Annotated in this window: 19 protein-coding genes; 8 read left to right on the forward strand and 11 right to left on the reverse strand. The window is 71.2% G+C overall.

All coding sequences use genetic code 11. The annotated features are described in order from the left end of the window. Nucleotides 1–34: 34 nt before the first annotated feature. Entirely contained in the window at nucleotides 35–1,144 is a 1,110-nt protein-coding gene (locus ACZ518_RS15490; protein ID WP_469113559.1) for an alpha/beta hydrolase, read from the reverse strand. Between the two features lie 152 nt (nucleotides 1,145–1,296). On the opposite strand from ACZ518_RS15490, the gene ACZ518_RS15495 reads away from it, so the two are divergent. The 6 genes from ACZ518_RS15495 (at nucleotide 1,297) to ACZ518_RS15520 (ending at nucleotide 6,340) form a co-directional block, all read left to right on the forward strand. Then, nucleotides 1,297–3,150, forward strand: a complete 1,854-nt coding sequence (locus tag ACZ518_RS15495) for a phosphatidylglycerol lysyltransferase domain-containing protein (protein ID WP_469113560.1) — start codon at nucleotides 1,297–1,299, stop codon at nucleotides 3,148–3,150. 203 nt (nucleotides 3,151–3,353) lie between these two features. Next, a complete protein-coding gene (gene folP, locus ACZ518_RS15500; RefSeq protein WP_469113561.1) occupies nucleotides 3,354–4,226 on the forward strand; it encodes a dihydropteroate synthase in 873 nt (290 codons plus the stop codon). 43 nt (nucleotides 4,227–4,269) lie between these two features. Continuing rightward, the gene (locus ACZ518_RS15505) at nucleotides 4,270–4,713 is read left to right on the forward strand and encodes a nuclear transport factor 2 family protein (RefSeq protein WP_469113562.1); all 444 of its coding nucleotides are present in this window, start codon (nucleotides 4,270–4,272) and stop codon (nucleotides 4,711–4,713) included. Between the two features lie 131 nt (nucleotides 4,714–4,844). Next, nucleotides 4,845–5,204, forward strand: coding sequence for a dihydroneopterin aldolase (folB, locus tag ACZ518_RS15510; protein WP_030010912.1), 360 nt, complete (start codon nucleotides 4,845–4,847; stop codon nucleotides 5,202–5,204). Continuing rightward, the gene (gene folK, locus ACZ518_RS15515; protein WP_469113563.1) at nucleotides 5,201–5,809 is read left to right on the forward strand and encodes a 2-amino-4-hydroxy-6-hydroxymethyldihydropteridine diphosphokinase; all 609 of its coding nucleotides are present in this window, start codon (nucleotides 5,201–5,203) and stop codon (nucleotides 5,807–5,809) included. The genes folB and folK overlap by 4 nt, the downstream gene beginning before the upstream one ends. 45 nt (nucleotides 5,810–5,854) lie before the next feature. Then, nucleotides 5,855–6,340: a DUF3180 domain-containing protein gene (locus tag ACZ518_RS15520; RefSeq protein WP_469113564.1), complete on the forward strand. Its 486-nt coding sequence runs from the start codon at nucleotides 5,855–5,857 to the stop codon at nucleotides 6,338–6,340. A 14-nt stretch (nucleotides 6,341–6,354) separates the two neighbouring features. Here the strand turns inward: ACZ518_RS15520 and ACZ518_RS15525 are convergent, their stop codons facing one another. The 7 genes from ACZ518_RS15525 to dacB form a co-directional block, all read right to left on the reverse strand. Continuing rightward, a complete protein-coding gene (locus ACZ518_RS15525; protein WP_469113565.1) occupies nucleotides 6,355–6,741 on the reverse strand; it encodes a hypothetical protein in 387 nt (128 codons plus the stop codon). Between the two features lie 4 nt (nucleotides 6,742–6,745). Next, nucleotides 6,746–7,354 (reverse strand): GTP cyclohydrolase I FolE, encoded by a 609-nt coding sequence (gene folE / locus ACZ518_RS15530; protein ID WP_468163453.1) that lies wholly within the window; start codon nucleotides 7,352–7,354, stop codon nucleotides 6,746–6,748. A 95-nt stretch (nucleotides 7,355–7,449) separates the two neighbouring features. Beyond that, nucleotides 7,450–9,483 carry an ATP-dependent zinc metalloprotease FtsH gene (ftsH, locus tag ACZ518_RS15535; protein WP_469113566.1) on the reverse strand — a complete coding sequence of 678 codons (2,034 nt, stop codon included), beginning with the start codon at nucleotides 9,481–9,483 and terminating at the stop codon, nucleotides 7,450–7,452. A 207-nt stretch (nucleotides 9,484–9,690) separates the two neighbouring features. Further along, nucleotides 9,691–10,251, reverse strand: coding sequence for a hypoxanthine phosphoribosyltransferase (hpt, locus tag ACZ518_RS15540; protein WP_007264874.1), 561 nt, complete (start codon nucleotides 10,249–10,251; stop codon nucleotides 9,691–9,693). Between the two features lie 64 nt (nucleotides 10,252–10,315). Further along, entirely contained in the window at nucleotides 10,316–11,344 is a 1,029-nt protein-coding gene (gene tilS, locus ACZ518_RS15545) for a tRNA lysidine(34) synthetase TilS (RefSeq protein WP_362461939.1), read from the reverse strand. Between the two features lie 196 nt (nucleotides 11,345–11,540). Then, the gene (locus tag ACZ518_RS15550) at nucleotides 11,541–12,686 is read right to left on the reverse strand and encodes a zinc-dependent metalloprotease (protein WP_469113567.1); all 1,146 of its coding nucleotides are present in this window, start codon (nucleotides 12,684–12,686) and stop codon (nucleotides 11,541–11,543) included. A gap of 46 nt (nucleotides 12,687–12,732) precedes the next feature. Next, a complete protein-coding gene (dacB, locus tag ACZ518_RS15555) occupies nucleotides 12,733–14,142 on the reverse strand; it encodes a D-alanyl-D-alanine carboxypeptidase/D-alanyl-D-alanine endopeptidase (protein WP_469113568.1) in 1,410 nt (469 codons plus the stop codon). A 182-nt stretch (nucleotides 14,143–14,324) separates the two neighbouring features. Here dacB and ACZ518_RS15560 point away from each other — a divergent pair, with 182 nt between their 5' ends. Next, nucleotides 14,325–14,819 (forward strand): inorganic diphosphatase, encoded by a 495-nt coding sequence (locus ACZ518_RS15560; RefSeq protein WP_361600844.1) that lies wholly within the window; start codon nucleotides 14,325–14,327, stop codon nucleotides 14,817–14,819. 169 nt (nucleotides 14,820–14,988) lie between these two features. Next, nucleotides 14,989–16,623, forward strand: coding sequence for a threonine/serine exporter family protein (locus ACZ518_RS15565; RefSeq protein ID WP_469113569.1), 1,635 nt, complete (start codon nucleotides 14,989–14,991; stop codon nucleotides 16,621–16,623). A gap of 116 nt (nucleotides 16,624–16,739) precedes the next feature. Here ACZ518_RS15565 and ACZ518_RS15570 read toward each other — a convergent pair whose 3' ends face one another. From ACZ518_RS15570 to ACZ518_RS15580, 3 genes are all read right to left on the reverse strand, one after another. Further along, the gene (locus tag ACZ518_RS15570) at nucleotides 16,740–17,456 is read right to left on the reverse strand and encodes a DedA family protein (protein WP_469113570.1); all 717 of its coding nucleotides are present in this window, start codon (nucleotides 17,454–17,456) and stop codon (nucleotides 16,740–16,742) included. 153 nt (nucleotides 17,457–17,609) lie between these two features. Then, nucleotides 17,610–18,368 (reverse strand): MerR family transcriptional regulator, encoded by a 759-nt coding sequence (locus ACZ518_RS15575; RefSeq protein WP_469113571.1) that lies wholly within the window; start codon nucleotides 18,366–18,368, stop codon nucleotides 17,610–17,612. Nucleotides 18,369–18,455: 87 nt separating this feature from the next. Beyond that, nucleotides 18,456–18,974, reverse strand: coding sequence for a DinB family protein (locus tag ACZ518_RS15580; protein WP_469113572.1), 519 nt, complete (start codon nucleotides 18,972–18,974; stop codon nucleotides 18,456–18,458). Nucleotide 18,975: the final 1 nt, after the last annotated feature.

The following is an 18,975-nucleotide window of genomic DNA, read 5'->3' on the forward strand; positions in this document are numbered from 1 at the left end:
CCTTCACGTACGTACCGTCCTGCGAGCACGGGGCTCAGGCCTGCATGCGGCCGCTCAGCCACACCAGCATCGGCGGGATCTCGCGGCGCCAGGTGTTGAAGTTGTGGCCGCCGCTGTCGAGGATGATCGAGGAAACCCGGTCCGGGCCCTTGACCAGCTTGAGGAACTTCCTGGTGTCGTTCAGGTTGTCCTCGCCCTTCTCACTGGTCGTGACCAGGAAGGACGTACCGGTCGGCTTCTTGTCCCGGAGGCTCTCCAGCACGTCCGCGCGGGCCTTCAGCTTGGCGTCACCGTGGAACAGGTCACCCGTCGTCGCGTCGTCCGCCGCCTTGTAGTACGCGGACAGGCCCACCGCCGCGCCGAAGGTCTGCGGGTGGTGCGCGGCGATCTTCAGGGCGCAGTAGCCGCCCGTGGAGTTGCCGATGAAGCCCATGTTCTGCGGCCTCTTGCCCACCCGGAAGGTGGACTGGATGGCCTGCGGCAGGTCCTGCGCGAAGAAGGTCTCGGTCTGCGGGCCACCGGGTATGTCCACGCACTCGGTGTCGCGCGGAGGCGCGATGGTCGGCCGCAGCATGACCAGGATCATCGGCTTCATCTTGCCCGCCTTGGCCTGCTTGAAGGCCGTCATCGGGTAGTTCAGCCCTTTGATCAGGTTCTCGGCGGTGCCCGGGTAGCCCGTCAGGACGATCGAAGCCGGAAAGTTCTGGTCCTTGTGCTGCGGCTGGAAGTACTCCGGCGGCAGCCACACGTAGCCGGGGCTCGTTATCTTCGACTTCTGGCCGGTTATGGCCACCTTCAGGATCTGACCGCCGACCTGCGGCTTGCCGCCGCCGGGCACGTCCAGCTTCTGCTTGTCGAGGACCTTGATGTCCTTGCTGCTCATCGAGTGGTCGACGACCTTGCCGATCGCCGTCTCCTGGCCGAACAGGTCCGCCCACGACCCGTAGAAGAGGAACGACTTGTTCGCCGCGAGACCGACTGCCGAGAACAGCGCCAGCTGGGTCGCGAGCAGCAGGCCGATCCGGCCCAGGACCGCGCGCACACCGCGCCCCGAGAGCTTCGGCCAGGCCCAGACCGTGACCGCGAACAAGGCCACGCCCGCGATGATGGCCAGGACCAGAACCGTATTACTGGTGAGACCCATGAGCAGTCAGTCGACTTTCTGATGGCAGGACAGGATTTTTCCGACGGAAGAGTGAACCCGCTCCCCGCCGATGTCGTCCTAGTGGACGCACCACACTCCGGAGGCTGTCACGGCCTTCGGCCACATGATCTCTCGCGGAGCAACGGGAAGCGATGTCTAGCAGGATAGATGGCGATAAGTCGGGACAGGTTCCGAGTACGGTCCGGCGAATCTTCCGCGGACCACGACCGGAGTCGGTGCCCGGTCTCGTAGGTACGGCCGTCATGATCGTCGGCCTTCTGGACATCGCGGCGGGCGTCTTCCCGCGATTCCGTCACAGCCGGTTCCACGCGGTCACCGAGGTGCTGCCCGGCTCCCTGGGCCCCTTCGCCGCGGCCCTCTCCATCAGCGCGGGCGTGCTCATCCTGCTGCTCGCGCACGGTCTCAAGCGCCACAAGCGCCGCGCCTGGCGGGCCGCGGTCATCCTGCTGCCCGCCGGCGCCGTCGCGCAGTTCGCGTACCGCCACTCCGTCATCGGCGTGGTCATCTCGGCCGTCCTGCTCGCGCTGCTGGTGCGCCACCAGAGTGAATTCAAGGCCCTGCCGGACCCGCGCAGCCGCTGGAAGGCCCTGGCCAACTTCGTCCTGATGAGCGCCGGCTCCATCGGCCTCGGCCTGGTCATCGTCAACGTGCACCCGGGCAAGGTCGTCGGCCGCCCCAGCCTGTACGAGCAGATCACCCACGTCGTCTACGGCCTCTTCGGCTTCGAGGGCCCCGTCGACTACGCCGGCCGGGTCTCCTGGACCGTCGGCTACTCCCTCGGCGCCCTCGGCATGCTGACCGCCGTCACCACGATCTACCTGGCCTTCCGCCCCGAGCACCCGGCCGCCCGGCTCACCCCCGCCGACGAGGAGAAGCTGCGCGAGCTGCTCACCCGGCACGGCGGCCGCGACTCCCTCGGCCACTTCGCGCTCCGCCGCGACAAGGCCGTCGTCTTCTCCCCCAGCGGCAAGGCCGCCGTCACCTACCGCGTGGTCTCCGGCGTGATGCTCGCCTCCGGCGACCCGGTCGGCGACGTCGAGGCCTGGCCCGGCGCCATCGAGCGGTTCATGGAGGAGGCCAAGGCCCACTCCTGGACCCCCGCCGTCGTCGGCTGCAGCGAGACCGGCGGCGAGGTCTGGACCCGCGAGACCGGCCTGGACGCCCTGGAGCTCGGCGACGAGGCCATCGTCGACGTCAAAGACTTCTCCCTCTCCGGCCGCCCGATGCGCAACGTCCGCCAGATGGTCAAGCGCATCGAGCGCAACGGCTACACCACCAAGGTCCGCCGGGTCAGCGAGCTCACCGAGGAAGAGCTGACCGCCGTACGCGGCGCCGCCGAGGCCTGGCGCGGCACCGACACCGAGCGCGGCTTCTCCATGGCCCTGGGCCGCGTCGGCGACCCGGGCGACGGCGACTGCATCATCGCCACCGCGCACCGCGTCGAGGAGGGCGACACCAGCCCCTTCGGCGACCTCAAGGCCATCCAGCACTTCGTGCCGTGGGGCAAGGACGGCATGTCGCTGGAGATGATGCGCCGCGACCGCGGTGCCGACCCCGGCATGAACGAGCTGCTGATCGTCGCCTCCCTCCAGCGGGCCCCCGAGCTGAACATCGAGAAGGTCTCCCTGAACTTCGCGATGTTCCGCGCGGCCCTGGCCCGCGGCGAGAAGATCGGCGCCGGACCGGTCCTGCGGGCCTGGCGCGGCCTGCTCGTCTTCCTCTCGCGCTGGTTCCAGATCGAGTCGCTGTACAAGTTCAACGAGAAGTTCCGCCCCCGCTGGGAGCCGCGCTTCATGGTCTACCGGCACCACCGCGACCTGCCGCGCATCGGCTTCGCCGTGATGCAGGCGGAGGGCTTCGTGACGCTGGCCCTCCCCCGCCTCTTCGCCAGCCGCCGCCGCCCCAAGCCGGTCCGCACCTGCACCCACACGGTCCACGAGGCGAAGGTCCCCGCCCAGCAGGACCGCGAGGTCCAGGCCGCCTAGCCCGCCCTTCCACCGTTCCTCCCCCAGCTACCGCTGGGAGGTACCCCCAGGGCTCCGCCCGGACCCGCGCCTCAAACGCCGGCGGGGCTGGATCTTCCAGCCCCGCCGGCGTTCGGCCTTTCCAGCTCCGTCGGCGTTTGAGGCGCGGGGGTCTGGGGGCGGAGCCCCCAGGGGGGGCCGTCCGGCCATCTACCCTGGAGCCCATGAACAGCAACCTCGGGCCGGCCCCCAGGGGCGTCGTCACAGGGCTGCCCGACTGGGACCGCTGCGCGGTCATGGGCGTCGTCAACGTCACCCCGGACTCCTTCTCCGACGGCGGCCGGTGGTTCGACACCACCGCGGCGGTCAAGCGCGGGCTCGAACTCGTCGCCCAGGGCGCCGACCTCGTCGACGTCGGCGGTGAGTCCACCCGTCCCGGAGCCACCCGCGTCGACGCCGAGGAAGAGCTCCGCCGGGTCGTGCCCGTCGTCCGGGGCCTGGCCTCCGAGGGCGTCGTCGTCTCCGTCGACACCATGCGCGCCGCCGTCGCCGCACAGGCCGTCGCCGCCGGCGCCCGCCTCGTCAACGACGTCAGCGGCGGCCTCGCCGACCCCGGGATGATCCCGGCCGTCGCCGCCGCCGAGGTCCCCTTCGTCGTCATGCACTGGCGCGGCTTCAGCGACAACATGAACAGCCTCGCCGTCTACGACGACGTCCTCGCGGAGGTCACCGCCGAGCTCCGCACCCGCATCGACGCCGTCGTCTCCGGCGGCATCGCCCCCGAGCGGATCGTCGTCGACCCCGGCCTCGGCTTCGCCAAGAACGCCGAGCACGACCTGGCCCTCGTCGCCCGCCTCCCCGAGCTGCGCGCCCTCGGCTTCCCGCTCCTCGTCGCCGCCTCCCGCAAGCGGTTCCTCGGCCGGGTCCTGGCCGGCACCGCCGACACCGCCCCGCCGCCGGCCCGCGAGCGGGACGCCGCCACCGCCGCCGTGTCGGCCATCGCCGCGCACCAGGGCGCCTGGGCCGTACGGGTGCACGAGGTACGGGCGACCGCGGACGCGGTTCGGGTGGCCCGCGCCGTGGAAGGGGCTCTTTGATCCGCCCGACGCACACCCGCCGGACGTACAGGGAAGGGGCACGGTGAGCCGTACCGACATCGAAGCCGTCGAAGAGGCCAACACGGCCTTCTACGCGGCCATGGAGCAGGGGGACTTCGACACGCTGTCGGCGCTCTGGCTCGAGGACGAGATCTCCTGCGTCCACCCCGGGTGGCCGGTGCTCTCGGGACGGGGCGAGGTGCTGCGCTCGTACGCGCTGATCATGTCCCACACCGAGTACATCCAGTTCTTCCTGACCGACACCAAGGTGGCCCTCATAGGTGACACCGCCCTGGTCACCTGCACGGAGAACATCCTCAGCGGGGGTCCGGCCCAGGAGGCCGGCGAGCTGGGCCCGCTGGTCGGTCAGCTGGTCGTCGCCACGAATGTGTTCCGACGCACACCGGAGGGCTGGCGCCTCTGGTCCCACCACGGTTCTCCGGTGCTCACGGACTCCGATGACGAGGAGGAAGAGGGCTCCGGCTGACCCCAAGGGCGGGGCCCGGGGTTTATCGCAGGTAAATTCGAAGGTGGACGACGCCGACCGCACTCGGCGTAGGCCCATGGCCCCGGGGAGTCCCGGGACCGGAAGCACCTACGAAAGCAGGAGTGATTCGCGTGGATCGTGTCGCACTGCGCGGCCTCAAGGCTCGCGGGCACCACGGCGTCTTCCCCCGGGAACGCGAAGAGGGCCAGACCTTCATCGTCGACCTCGTGCTGCACCTGGACACCCGCCCGGCCGCGGCCGGGGACGACCTGGCCAAGACCGTGCACTACGGGGTCGTGGCCGAGGAGGTCGTGGACGTGGTCCAGGGCGAGCCCGTGGACCTGATCGAGACCCTCGCCGAGCGGATCGCCCAGCAGTGCCTCAAGCACGAGGCGGTGGCACAGGTGGAGGTCGTCGTCCACAAGCCGGACGCGCCGATCACCGTGCCCTTCGACGACGTGACCATCACGATCACCCGGAGCCGCGCATGAACAACGGACTGAACGCCCAGAGCGACCCCACCGTCCAGCCGGTACCCGCCTCCGTCGTCGAGGCGGTCGACGCGGCGGACACCACCCTGTCCAACCCGAAATGGGCCGTCGTCGCGCTCGGCGCGAACCTCGGCAACCGCCTGGACACCCTCCAGGGCGCCATCGACGCCCTCGGCGACACCCCGGGGCTGCGGGTCAAGGCCGTCTCCCCGGTCTACGAGACGGAGCCGTGGGGCGTCGAACCCGGCTCGCAGCCCTCGTACCTGAACGCCGTCGTCGCGCTGAAGACCACCCTGCCGCCCTCCTCCCTGCTGGAGCGGGCCCACGCGATCGAGGAGGCCTTCGACCGCGTCCGCGAGGAGCGCTGGGGGCCGCGCACGATCGACGTCGACATCGTGACGTACGCCGACGTGGTCTCCGACGACCCCGTCCTCACCCTCCCGCACCCCCGGGCGCACCTGCGGTCCTTCGTCCTGGCCCCCTGGCACGACATCGCCCCCGAGGCCCAGCTGCCCGGCCGCGGCCCCGTCGCGGAGCTGCTGGCCGCGATCGGCCTCACCGGTGTCACGGCACGCCCCGACCTGGAACTCCGCCTGCCGGAATAGCCGTTAGCGTGTTCAGGTAGCAGCCACTGAACAGGGGACGGGCAAGTGAAACAACTGAGGCCGGCGGTCCTGGCGGGAATCTTCGCGATCGCCGGGGTGCTGTCCTGGGCGGGCGCCCGCCTGTGGAACGCGTACGGCACCCTGCCGGGCGTCCCGCTGGCCGCGCCGATCGTGCTGGCGGTGATCGCCGCCGTCCTGCTGGCGACGGCCCTGTCGATGCGCGCCCGCCTCAAGGCCCAGCGGGAGCGCCGCCCGGGGGCGAAGGGCGTGGAGCCGCTGATGGCGGCCCGGGCGGTGGTCTTCGGCCAGGCGAGCGCCCTGGTCGCGGCCCTGGTGGCGGGCATGTACGGCGGCGTGGGCGTCTTCCTGCTCACCGACGCCATGGACGTCCCGGCCCGCCGCGACCAGACCTGGTACGCGGGCGGCTCGGTCGTCGCCGGGGCCCTGGTGGTGGCCGCCGCGCTGTTCCTGGAGCACGTCCTGAAGCTTCCCGAGGACGACGACCCGGGCAAGGCCCGCGCCACGGCCTGAGACCCCTCAGGGGCTCAGTCGTAGCGGTCTCCCAGCCACTCCCAGAGCGGGCGCGGGCCGGGCCCCCAGTCCTCCCAGTCGCAGAACTGGAGGTCCGCCAGGACGCCCTCGAAGGCGAACAGGGTCGCCTCGCCGTCGTAGCCGCCGTCCGGGCCGATCAGGGAGGCCCCCGCCACGGGTCCGAGGCGCCGGCCCGTCGGCGCGGCCGCCGCGGCGTCCGCGTCCACCCGCAGGTACACGCAGGGGCAGGAGCAGCCGCTGTCGCGCATCTCGGCGTACGGGATCTGCGCCCGCAGGGCGCGGTGGACGTCGGACGCCCCGCCGAGCAGCAGCTCCAGGGTGCGCCTGATCTCCTCGCTCAGCGGCTCCCAGACGGCCTCTCCGGCCGCCGGCTCCGGCACGGGCTCAGCGCGCCATGATCAGGCTCATGGCCTCGTTGCGGGTCGCGGGGTCGCGGAGCTGGCCGCGGACCGCCGAGGTGATGGTCTTGGCGCCGGGCTTGCGGACGCCGCGCATGGTCATGCACATGTGCTCGCACTCGATGACCACGATGCAGCCGCGCGGGTCGAGGATCTCCATCAGGGAGTCCGCGATCTGCGTGGTCAGCCGCTCCTGGACCTGGGGGCGGCGGGCGTACACGTCCACCAGGCGGGCCAGCTTGGAGAGACCGGTGATCTTGCCGTCCGTGGACGGTATGTACCCGACGTGGGCCACCCCGTGGAACGGGACCAGATGGTGCTCGCACGAGCTCATGACCTCGATGTCCTTCACCAGGACCATCTCGTCGTGGCCGAGGTCGAACGTCGTGGTCAGGACCTCTTCGGGCTTCTGGTAGAGGCCGGCGAATATCTCCTTGTACGCGCGCGCGACGCGCGCCGGGGTCTCCAGGAGGCCTTCGCGTTCCGGGTCCTCGCCGACCGCGATCAGGAGCTCGCGGACGGCCGCCTCGGCGCGCTTCTCGTCGAACTCGCCGATCGTGCCCTCGCCACCGGTCAGGGTCACTGGGTCGGTCATCTCATCCTCGTTCCTGTGCGCACGCGCGGCTTCGTACAAATGTGCCGCGCCCCCCAGGCTAGAACCTGGGGGGCGCGGCTTCCATTCCGGGTGGGTCAGGCCTCGGGGCGGTCCTCCGGGGCCACCTCGATGCCCTTCTCCGTGGAGACCGGTGCCGCGGCTGCCGCCGAGGTGCCGTTCGCGGAGTTCGTCAGCTGGAGCTCCTTGGGAGAGAGCACCGGCGGACGGGTGGAGGGGGTGCGCCGGGAGGAACCGGTCCACGCCGGACGGGCCGGACGCTTCACGATCGTGGAGAAGATCTCGGCGATCTCCTCCTTGCCCAGCGTCTCCTTCTCCAGGAGCGCGAGGACGAGGTTGTCCAGGACGTCCCGGTTCTCGACCAGGATCTCCCAGGCCTCGTTGTGCGCGGTCTCGATGAGCTTCTTGACCTCTTCGTCGACCAGCGCCGCGACCTCTTCCGAGTAGTCCCGCGGGTGCGACATCTCGCGGCCCAGGAACGGCTCGGTGTTGTCCCCGCCGAACTTGATCGCGCCGAGGCGCTCGGTCATGCCGTACTGGGTGACCATCGCGCGGGCCGTCGCCGTGGCCTTCTCGATGTCGTTCGCGGCGCCGGTGGTCGGGTCGTGGAAGACCAGTTCCTCCGCCGCGCGCCCGCCCAGCATGTAGGCGAGCTGGTCGAGCATCTCGTTGCGCGTGGTCGAGTACTTGTCCTCGTCGGGCAGGACCATGGTGTAGCCCAGGGCCCGGCCGCGGGACAGGATCGTGATCTTGTGGACCGGGTCGGAGTTCGGGGAGGCCGCCGCGACCAGGGCGTGTCCGCCCTCGTGGTACGCGGTGATCTTCTTTTCCTTGTCCGACATGATCCGGGTCCGCTTCTGCGGGCCCGCCACGACGCGGTCGATCGCCTCGTCCAGCATGTGGTTGTCGATCAGCTTCAGGTCCGAGCGGGCGGTCAGCAGGGCCGCCTCGTTCAGCACGTTGGAGAGATCGGCACCCGTGAAGCCGGGGGTGCGGCGGGCGACGGCCGAGAGGTCGACGTCCGGTGCGACCGGCTTGCCCTTCTGGTGGACCTTGAGGATCTCCAGACGGCCCTGCATGTCGGGACGGTCGACCGCGATCTGCCGGTCGAAGCGGCCCGGGCGCAGCAGTGCCGGGTCGAGGATGTCGGGGCGGTTCGTGGCGGCGATCAGGATGACGCCGCCCTTCACGTCGAAGCCGTCCATCTCGACCAGGAGCTGGTTGAGGGTCTGCTCGCGCTCGTCGTGACCGCCGCCGAGACCCGCACCGCGGTGCCGGCCGACGGCGTCGATCTCGTCGACGAAGACGATCGCCGGCGCGTTGGCCTTGGCCTGCTCGAACAGGTCGCGGACACGCGAGGCACCGACACCGACGAACATCTCGACGAAGTCGGAACCGGAGATCGAGTAGAAGGGAACGCCGGCCTCGCCCGCGACGGCACGCGCGAGCAGGGTCTTGCCGGTGCCGGGCGGGCCGTAGAGCAGCACGCCCTTGGGGATCTTGGCTCCGACGGCCTGGAACTTCGCCGGCTCCTGGAGGAACTCCTTGATCTCGTGGAGTTCCTCGACGGCCTCGTCCGAGCCCGCGACGTCGGCGAACGTCGTCTTCGGGGTGTCCTTGGTGATGAGCTTCGCCTTGGACTTGCCGAAGTTCATGACCCGGGAGCCGCCGCCCTGCATCTGGTTCATCAGGAACAGGAAGACGACGACGATGAGGACGAAGGGCAGGAGCGAGAGCAGCACGCTCAGGAACGGGCTGGTCTTGTCCGGCGTGACGGAGTAGCCGTCCGGGATCTGACCGGCTTCGTACTTGTTCTGGAGGTTCTGGGCGAGCTGGACGCCCTGGTCCCCGATGTAGTTGGCCTGGAACTTGGTGCCGCTGTTGTTGCCGAGCTTCTGGCCCTTCTTCAGCTCGATCTTGATCATCTGGCTGTCACCGGTGGTCAGCTTGGCGCTGTCCACCTGGCCACTGTTGATCGCCTTGATGACCTCGCTGGTCTCCACCGACTTGTAGCCGCCGCCGGAGCCGACGACGTTCATCAACACGACCACGGCGAGGACGGCCAGCACGATCCACATGACCGGCCCACGGAAGTATCGCTTCACGTCCATCCATACGGGGTGCCGGGCACCCCGTCCCTCCTGCCCGTAGGTAAATGCTGCTGTGAGTAAAGACTGTTCTTCGGAATGTACCTCTGTATTGTCACCCGCGACCTCGAGGGACGGCTGACAGACCCGCCTTCCCAAGCTCCAACGTCGGGAACCGCCCCCGGGTTCCCCCGGGGGCGCCGCCGGTGACGGCGTCTTCGACGGCCTGGGTCAGCCGCCGTAGACGTGCGGGGCGAGCGTGCCGACGAACGGCAGGTTGCGGTACTTCTCCGCGTAGTCGAGGCCGTAGCCGACGACGAACTCGTTCGGGATGTCGAAGCCGACCCACTCGACGTCGATGGCGACCTTCGCGGCCTCGGGCTTGCGCAGCAGCGTGACGACCTTGAGGGAGGCCGGCTGGCGGGAGCCGAGGTTCGACAGCAGCCAGGACAGGGTCAGGCCCGAGTCGATGATGTCCTCGACGATCAGGACGTGCTTGTCCTTGATGTCGGTGTCGAGGTCCTTGAGGATCCGCACCACGCCCGAGGACTGGGTCCCGGCGCCGTACGAGGACACCGCCATCCAGTCCATGGTGAGCGGGGTGGACAAGGCGCGCGCCAGGTCCGCCATCACCATCACGGCGCCCTTGAGCACACCGACGATGAGCAGGTCCTTGCCCGCGTACTCCGCGTCGATCTTCGCGGCCAGCTCGGCCAGCTTCGCGTCGATCTCTTCCTTGGTGATGAGCACCGACTGGAGGTCGTTGCCCATGTCCTTCTCGTCCACCCGCATCACTTTCGTTGTCGGCCGGGGCTCCGGGGTGCCCCCGGAGGACTCAGCCGTGTTTCAGCACCAATCAGCCCTGCCGGATGACAAGTCTGCCACCCTGCCGCTGGGCCTCGACGCGGCCGGGCAGGTTGATGGCGCCCTGGCCCCGCCATCCGGTGATGAGGCGGTCGACTTCCTCGATGTGGCGGGCGAAGAGCGAGCCGGCGGGGGAGCCCGCCGCGACGACGGCCCGGCGCAGCACCCGGCGGCGGACGGCCGGGGGCAGCGCGTACAGCTTGGCGCACTCCAGGCGGCCGTCCTCGTCGCGCACGCCCGCCTCGGCGTCGGCGGCCCAGGCGTCGAGGGCGTCGGCGTCGTCCCGGGAGAGCTGGGCGGTGCGGGCGAGCGCTTCCACGACTCCCTTGCCGAGCGCCTTCTCCAGGGCGGGCAGTCCCTCGTGGCGCAGCCGGGAGCGGGTGTAGGCGGGGTCGATGTTGTGCGGGTCGTCCCAGACGGGCAGGGACTGGACCATGCAGGCCTTGCGGGCCGTCTGCCGGTCGACCTGGAGGAAGGGGCGCCGGTAGCGGTTGGTGCGGCCGGGGCCGCCGGAGACTTCGGCCATGCCGGAGAGCGAGCGGATGCCGGAGCCGCGGGCGAGGCCCAGCAGGACGGTTTCAGCCTGGTCGTCACGGGTGTGGCCGAGCAGCACGGCGCAGGCTCCGAGCCGGTCCGCGGCCTCGTCCAGGGCCGCGTAGCGGGCGTCGCGGGCGGCGGCCTCGGGTCCGCCCTCGCGGCCGACGCGCACGGCGACGGACTCCACCGGGTCGAGGCGGAGCGCGGTCATGCGGGTCACGACCTCCGCGGCGCGCAGGTCGGAGCCGACCTGGAGGCCGTGGTCGACGGTGATGCCGCCCGCCCGGATGCCGAGCTTGGGTGCCTCGAAGGCGAGGGCGGAGGCGAGCGCCATGGAGTCCGCGCCGCCGGAGCAGGCGACGAGGACGAGGGGCTGGGTGCCCGCCGCGCGGGGGCGGGGGATGTCGGTGAGGTCGGTGAGGACGTCGTGGAGTACGCGGCGGACCGCCAGGCGTATCGCCGCGACCGCAGGATGGGGACCCATGTCCGGTGCCCTTCGTGGAGTTCGGATGCTCGGAGGCTTCGGGTGTTGCGCGGGGGAGATGCGGAATGTCACTCAGAGTGCGTCGATGGTGACAGAACCGAGCCGTTCCCCGAGCATCGCACGCCCTTCCACGGCTCACGGTCCCTCGGAAGGGTGATGCTGCTTCCCCCAGTGAGACATGTTTACGCCTCCTGCTTCACCTTTCTTCGCTCTGCGTGCTCCCCTTGCGGTGGACCCGGGCCACCCAGTCCGCGGGGCGGGCGATCTCCGTCTTGGTCGGCAGGGTGTTGGGTGAGGTCCACACCCGGTTGAAGCCGTCCATGCCGACCTGGCCGACGACGGCCCGCACGAAGCGCTCGCCGTCGCGGTACTGGCGCAGCTTGGCGTCGAGGCCCAGGAGCTTGCGCAGGGCGGCGTCGAGGCGGCCCGCGCCGCTGGCCCGGCGCTGCTGGAACTTCTCGCGGATCTCGGCGACGGAGGGGACGACGTCAGGTCCGACGCCGTCCATGACGAAGTCCGCGTGGCCCTCCAGCAGGGACATGACGGCGGTGAGCCGGGCGAGCACCTCGCGCTGTTCGGGGGTCTGGACGAGTTCGACCAGTGAGGGGCCCTCGTCCCCGCGTTCGCCCTCGGCGCGGGCTCCGGCGAAGGACTGGACGGCCTCGCGCAGCCGCTCCAGGACGGCTCCGGGCTCCAGCTCGGTGGCGCCGAGGAAGGTCTGGATCTCGCCCTCCAGGTGGGCGCGCAGCCAGGGGACGGCGGTGAACTGGGTGCGGTGCGTCTCCTCGTGCAGGCAGACCCAGAGCCGGAAGTCGTGCGGGTCCACCTCCAGCTCGCGTTCGACGTGCACGATGTTCGGCGCGACGAGCAGCAGCCGGCCGCCGGGGGCGCCGCCGCCGGGCAGGTCGGGGCCGGCGGGCGCGAAGGTCTCGTACTGGCCGAGCACGCGGGAGGCCAGGAAGCTGAGCAGCATGCCCAGCTCGACGCCGGTGACCTTGCCGCCGACCGCGCCGATGACGGCGCCGCCGGGGGTGGCGGAGCGGCGGTCCTGCATCTTGCCGAGCAGCGGGCCGAGCAGTTCGCGGAAGCCCGCGACGTTGGCCCTGACCCAGCCGGCCCGGTCGACGACGAGGACGGGGGTGTCGGGGAGGGGGGAGCCCTCGGGGATCATCCGGGTGAACGCGCGCACGTGCTCCTCGGAGGTCCTGGCGTGCCGGCGGAGTTCCGCCACCACTGCCCGGGCCTCGTCGCGGCTGACCTCCGGACCCGGCCTCACCAGCCGGGTCGCGGTCGCCACCGCGAGGTTCCAGTCGACCATCTCCGCACCACCGATGCTCGTCATGCGTCAACCGTACGTGGACCGGCGCCGCGGCGGATCCCCCTGTGGGTCAGGGGGTGGCGGCGACGGCGGCGGCCAGCTTGTCGAGGCCCTTCTCGGCGGCGGCCTTGTCGGGGGTGTTCCCGGCCAGGAAGGCGAAGGCCAGGAGCCGCCCGGACGGGTCGACGACGGTGCCGGCGAGGGAGTTCACCCCGTTCAGGGTGCCCGTCTTGGCGCGCACCAGGCCGGCCGCCGGGGAGGTCGCGGTGTTGCGGGCGCGCAGGGTTCCGGTGAAGCCGGCGACGGGCAGTCCGGTGAGGACCGGCCGCAGCTCGGGGTGGCGGGGGTCGGCGGCCTTGGCGAGGAGGGCCGTCAGGAGCCGGGTGCTGAGCCTGTCGGCCCGGTTGAGGCCGCTGCCGTCGGCGAAGCGGGAGCCGGTGAGGTCGAGGCCGAGGGAGGCCAGCTTCTCGGTGACGGCCTTCTCGGCGCCCTCGAAGCTGGCGGGCCGGCCCGCGGCGAGGGCGGTCTGGCGGGCGAGGGCCTCGGCGATGTCGTTGTCGCTGTGGGTCAGCATCCGCTCGACGAGCCCGACGAGGGGGGTGGAGTAGGTGGTGGCCAGCGGCTGGGCCCCGGCGGGGGCCTTCGCCTCGGCGGGCTCGCCGTTGACCTTGATGCCGCGGTCGCGCAGCAGGGCGGCGAAGGCGCGGGCGGTGTCCTTGGAGGGGTCGTCGGTGCGGGCGACGGGACCGGAGGTGGAGTCGTCGGGGCGGCCCTCGTCGGCGGTGAGGGCGGTGACGGGGGCGATGTTCTCGTCGCGGCCGATCGGGTGGAGGACGGCTCCGGTGTAGAGGGAGTCGTCGTAGCCGAGGGTCACGGTGTCGGTGCCGGTGGCCTTGAGGGCCTGGGCGGTGTCGGCGGCGAGGGCCACCAGGCTGCCGCCGGAGCCGGCCGGGCTCTTCTTCTTGGCGGTGAGGGACGGGTCGCCGCCGCCGACCAGGACGATCTCCCCGGGGCCGGCTCCGGGGGCCACGGTGGTCCGGATCCGGTGTTCGGGCCCGAGCGCGGCCAGGGCGGCGCTCGCGGTGGCGATCTTGATGGTGGAGGCCGGGGTCATGGCCTCGCCCGCCCCGGCCTCGTAGAGCACCCGGCCCGTCGCGATGTCGATCACCGAGGCGCCGCGCGCGGTGCCGAGCGCGGGGTCGGCGAGCAGCGGCGCGAGGGCCCCGGCGAGCGCGGCGCCGCCGCCGTCGGCGCGCGGTGCGAGTCCGGCCAGCACCCCGGGAGCGCTGGGCGCGGCCTGCGGGAGGCCCCCGGCGGCGTGATCTGCACCACCCGTCCGGCTCCAGGAGGCGGCCCTGTCCCGCTCGGCCTTACGCTGGCCGGAGTCCCAAGGACCGGCGGTGGCCACCGCCGCAGCCGAAAGGGCGAGGCCGGCGACGGCCGACCCCGCGATGAGCTGCCACGTCTTGACCAATGGCACCTCGGACCAGCCCCTTTCGCGATCACACATATGCGTGAGGGACACTTAACCACTGCGTCTTGCCGCGAGCATGGCACCCCACCCGCAGGGCTGGGCCGGACGCGCACGCATTTGAATCAAATGCCGTCTCGAAGCAGTCAAGCTTCGGCACTGGGCCGGAGCTGATCATGGAGGAGCAGGACGTGGAGTTCGACGTCACCATCGAGATCCCCAAGGGTTCGCGGAACAAGTACGAGGTGGACCACGAGACCGGCCGGATCCGTCTGGACCGTCGCCTCTTCACCTCGACCAGCTACCCGACGGACTACGGCTTCGTCGAGAACACCCTCGGCGAGGACGGCGACCCGCTGGACGCGCTGGTCATCCTGGACGAGCCGACGTTCCCGGGCTGCCTGATCAAGTGCCGCGCGATCGGCATGTTCCGCATGACGGACGAGGCGGGCGGCGACGACAAGCTGCTGTGCGTGCCGGCCTCCGACCCGCGTGTCGAGCACCTGCGCGACATCCACCACATCTCCGAGTTCGACCGCCTGGAGATCCAGCACTTCTTCGAGGTCTACAAGGACCTGGAGCCGGGCAAGTCCGTCGAGGGCGCGAACTGGGTCGGCCGCACCGAGGCCGAGGCCGAGATCGAGGCCTCGTACAAGCGCCTGGAGGCGCAGGGCGGCCACCACTGAGCTCCGCCGCTCGGTAACGCCTGACCGCAGCGGGCGGCACCCCCACGGGGGCGCCGCCCGCTGCGGCGTTCCCGCCGCCGGGTGTGCCGCCGCCGGCAGGGGCTCGCTTCGCCATGGACGAAACGATTCCGCATACTGATACCGCCGGTGATCAAGGGTGGGAGGACGCGTGGCGGAGGCCGACGGGACGGCGGACAAGAAGCCCGCGTCCGACGAGGCGCACAGCGCCTTCACCCCGCCACCCGGGATGGAGCCCGAGGTTCCGGTCGAGGACCAGCCCACTTCCGAGTTCGCCCTCCCGGAGGGCACCGCCCCGCCCCCCGCCGAAGCGGAGGGCTCCGCCTTCGCCTCCCCTGCCGCCTACAGCGCCAGCCAGTCCCCGCCCGCCCACACCCCCCTCCCGGCCCCCGGCTTCCCCGCCTCCTCCCCCTGGCAGGACCGGATGCGCACGATGCTGCGCATGCCGGTGGACGTCCGGCCGGTCCCCGAGGCGGTCCAGCGGCAGAGCGAGTCCGGCCCCGCCGTGGGCCGCGTGCTCGACCTGACCCTGCGCATCGGCGAGCTGCTGCTCGCGGGCGGCGAGGGCGCCGAGGACGTGGAGGCCGCGATGTTCGCGGTGGCCCGCTCCTACGGGCTCGACCGCTGCGAGCCCACCGTCACCTTCACCCTGCTGTCGATCACCCACCAGCCCTCCCTGGTGGGCGACCCCGTCTCCGCGAACCGCACCGTGCGCCGCCGCGGCACCGACTACACCCGCCTCGCCGCCGTCTTCCGGCTGGTCGACGACATCAGCGCGCCCGAGGTGGAGGTCTCCCTGGAGGAGGCCTACCGCCGGCTCGCCGTGATCCGGCGCAACCGCCACCCGTACCCCACCTGGGTGCTCACCGCCGCCGCCGGGCTGCTCGCGGGGGCCGCCTCCACCCTGGTCGGCGGCGGGGTGACCGTCTTCTTCTGCGCCGCCCTCGGGGCCGTCCTCGGCGACCGCCTCGCCTGGTACTTCGCCGACCGCGGGCTGCCCGAGTTCTACCAGTTCGTCGTCGCCGCGATGCCGCCGGCCGCCATCGGCGTGGCCCTGAAGATCGCCGAGTTCGACGTCCGCGCCTCCGCCGTGATCACCGGCGGCCTGTTCGCCCTGCTGCCCGGGCGGGCCCTGGTCGCGGCCGTGCAGGACGGACTGACCGGCTTCTACATCACCGCCTCCGCCCGCCTGCTGGAGGTCATGTACCTCTTCATCGGGATCATCGTCGGCGTACTGGTGGTGATCTACGTGGGTCTCCAGTTCGGCGCCTCGCCGAACCCGGACGAGGTGCTCCAGATCCCGCACCGCCCCGTGCTCCAGACCCTCGCCTCGATGGTGCTGGTGTTCACGTTCGCGATCCTGCTCCAGCAGGAGCGCTCCACGGTGTGGATCGTCACCCTCAACGGCGGGGTCGCCTGGGTGACCTTCGGCGCCCTGCGCGCCGCCGAACTGCCGCCGGTGCCGTCCACGGCCATCGCGGCCGGCCTGGTCGGCCTGTTCGGCCAGCTCTTCTCGCGCTACCGGTTCGCCTCCGCCCTGCCGTACGTGACCGCCGCGATCGGGCCGCTGCTGCCGGGTTCGGCCACGTACTACGGGCTGCTCTCGATCGCCGAGAACCGGCTCGACACGGGGCTCGCCTCGCTCACCAACGCCGCCGCCATCGCACTCGCGATCGCGATCGGAGTGAACCTCGGCTCCGAGACCTCACGGCTCTTCATGCGGATCCCGGGCGCGCGCAGCGCGGCCAAGCGCCGGGCGGCGGCGAAGCGGACCCGCGGCTTCTGACACCGGGCCGCGCCCACGGGCCCGGGTCCGCCTGCGCCCGGGTCCGCCCGCGCCCGGGTACGCGTACGCCCCGGGGACGGGCCGTCTCCGGGGCGTACGGGGCTCTGTCGGGGGCGTCAGCGCTTGGCGTGGCGGCCGCGCTGGCCGGGGGCCGGCGGCTGCTCCTGCTGGGGGTAGCCGGGCTGCACCGGGCCGACGGCCTCGTCGGCCTTCTTGGTCTTGCGGGCCTTCAGCACCTCGAAGATCACCGGGATCACCGAGATCAGCACGATGCCGATGAAGATCGGCTCGACGTTCTTCTTGATGACCTCGAACTGGCCCAGCTGGTAGCCGAGGACGGTGACGCCCGCGCCCCACAGGACGCCGCCGATGACGTTGAAGGTCAGGAAGGTCCGGTACTTCATCGCGCTGGCGCCGGCCACCATGGGCGCGAACGTGCGGATGATCGGCACGAATCGGGCCAGCACGATCGCCTTGGGGCCGTGCTTCTCCATGAAGTCGTGCGCGGCGTCCAGGTTCTCCCGCTTGAAGACCTTGCTGTTCGGCCGGTTGAAGAGCTTCGGGCCGAAGAACTTGCCGAGCAGGTAGCCGACCTGGTCACCGAGGATCGCGGCGGCCGCGATCATCGTGCAGACCGCCCACAGCGGCTGGCTGATGTCGCCGCTGGCGACGAAGAGGCCCGCCGTGAAGAGCAGGGAGTCGCCGGGCAGGAACGCGAAGAAGCCCGATTCCGCGAAGACGATGACCAGGATGCCGATCAGGCCGAAGTGCCCGATCAGATACTCCGGGGACAGCCACGCGGGGCCGAGGGCAAGCGTGTAGAGGGGTTCCACGTTTCCGGGCTCTCCTGGATCAGGGGGACGTCTGCGGTGGGGGACGCGACATGGCAGGCGGTCTCAATTATGAACGCACACCGCCCCCACCGGGTTCCAGGGACCGGAGGGGGCGGGACGGCCGGAGGTTCCGCTACGCCTTGCTATGGCCGGCTACGCCTTGCGCACGGCGTTCGCCGTGATGGCGTCCCGCAGGTGCTCGGCGACGCCGGGACCCATCGAGTCGTAGTACTCCTTGAAGCGCTCGTCCGCGACGTACATGTCGCCGAGGCAGGTGTGCATCTCGTACGGGCAGTCGTAGTACCAGCGCCCGATGTGCAGGCGGTGCTCCTCGGCCATGTCCATGGCCGCCTCGCCCTCCGCCGGCTCGCCCGCCGCCACCAGCGCCCCGTACCGGGCGCCCCAGTCGGCGGACTCTTCCTGGACGCGCTTCCAGTCGTCCTTCGTGTAGGTGGCGGCCCTGCGCTGCGACTCCGCGTAGGCCTCCGTGCCGCCCCAGCGCTGCTCCGCCTCCTCCGCGTACTGCTCGGGGTCCTTGTCCCCGAAGACCTCGAACCGCTCCTCGGGCGTGAGGTTGATGCCCATCTTCTTCGCCTCCATGGCGTGCTCAACGGCCTTGGCCATCTGCTGGAGCCGGGCGATCCGGTCGGACAGGAGGGCGTGCTGCCGGCGCAGGTGCTCCCTCGGGTCCGAACGCGGATCGTCCAGCAGGACCGCGACCTCGTCGAGTGGGAAGCCGAGCTCCCGGTAGAACAGGATCTGCTGCAGCCGGTCCAGGTCGGCGTCGTCGTAACGCCGGTGTCCCGCGCCGCTGCGGCCGCTCGGGGAGAGCAGCCCGATCTCGTCGTAGTGGTGCAGGGTGCGCACCGTGACTCCGGCGAAACCGGCGACCTGGCCCACGGAGTAGCCCATCGCTTTCCGCTCCTTACGGTTGGGTACGCCCTCCACTGTGGTTCCTCACGTCGCGTGAGGTGCAAGCCCGATGTTCCGGGCGGGGTATCAGCCCATCGCCTTCGTGCCGTCCAGGGTCTCGCGGATGATGTCCGCGTGGCCCGCGTGCCGGGCGAACTCCTCGATCAGGTGCAGGAGCATCCAGCGCATGGAGACCTTGCCGTTCTCCGGGAACCAGGGCGCCGGCGGCAGCGGGAAGGTCTCGTCCAGGCTGGGAAGCGCGGCGACGAAGGCCACCAGCTCCGCGGTCACCCCGTCCCAGAAGGCCTGGACGGACGGGACCGTCTCCTCGCCGACGAGCCGGAAGCCCTCGGCGTAGTCCTGGCGGGCGCTCGCGATCTCGTTGTCCCGCTGCTGCGCCATCCGCAGCCAGCCCAGCTCCACCTCGGCCACGTGCTTGAGCAGCCCGGACAGGGACAGCTCGCTGGCGCTCGGGCGGCTCGCCGCCTGCTCCTCGGTCAGCCCCGCCACCGCTTCGCGCATCGCGGTGCGCTGCGACTCGATGAAGGCGAGCAGGGTGCCGCGCTCGTCGCCCAGGACCTCACCGGAAATCTCGGCCATGACCATC

The sequence above is a fragment of the Streptomyces sp. NPDC033966 genome, from assembly GCF_055575955.1.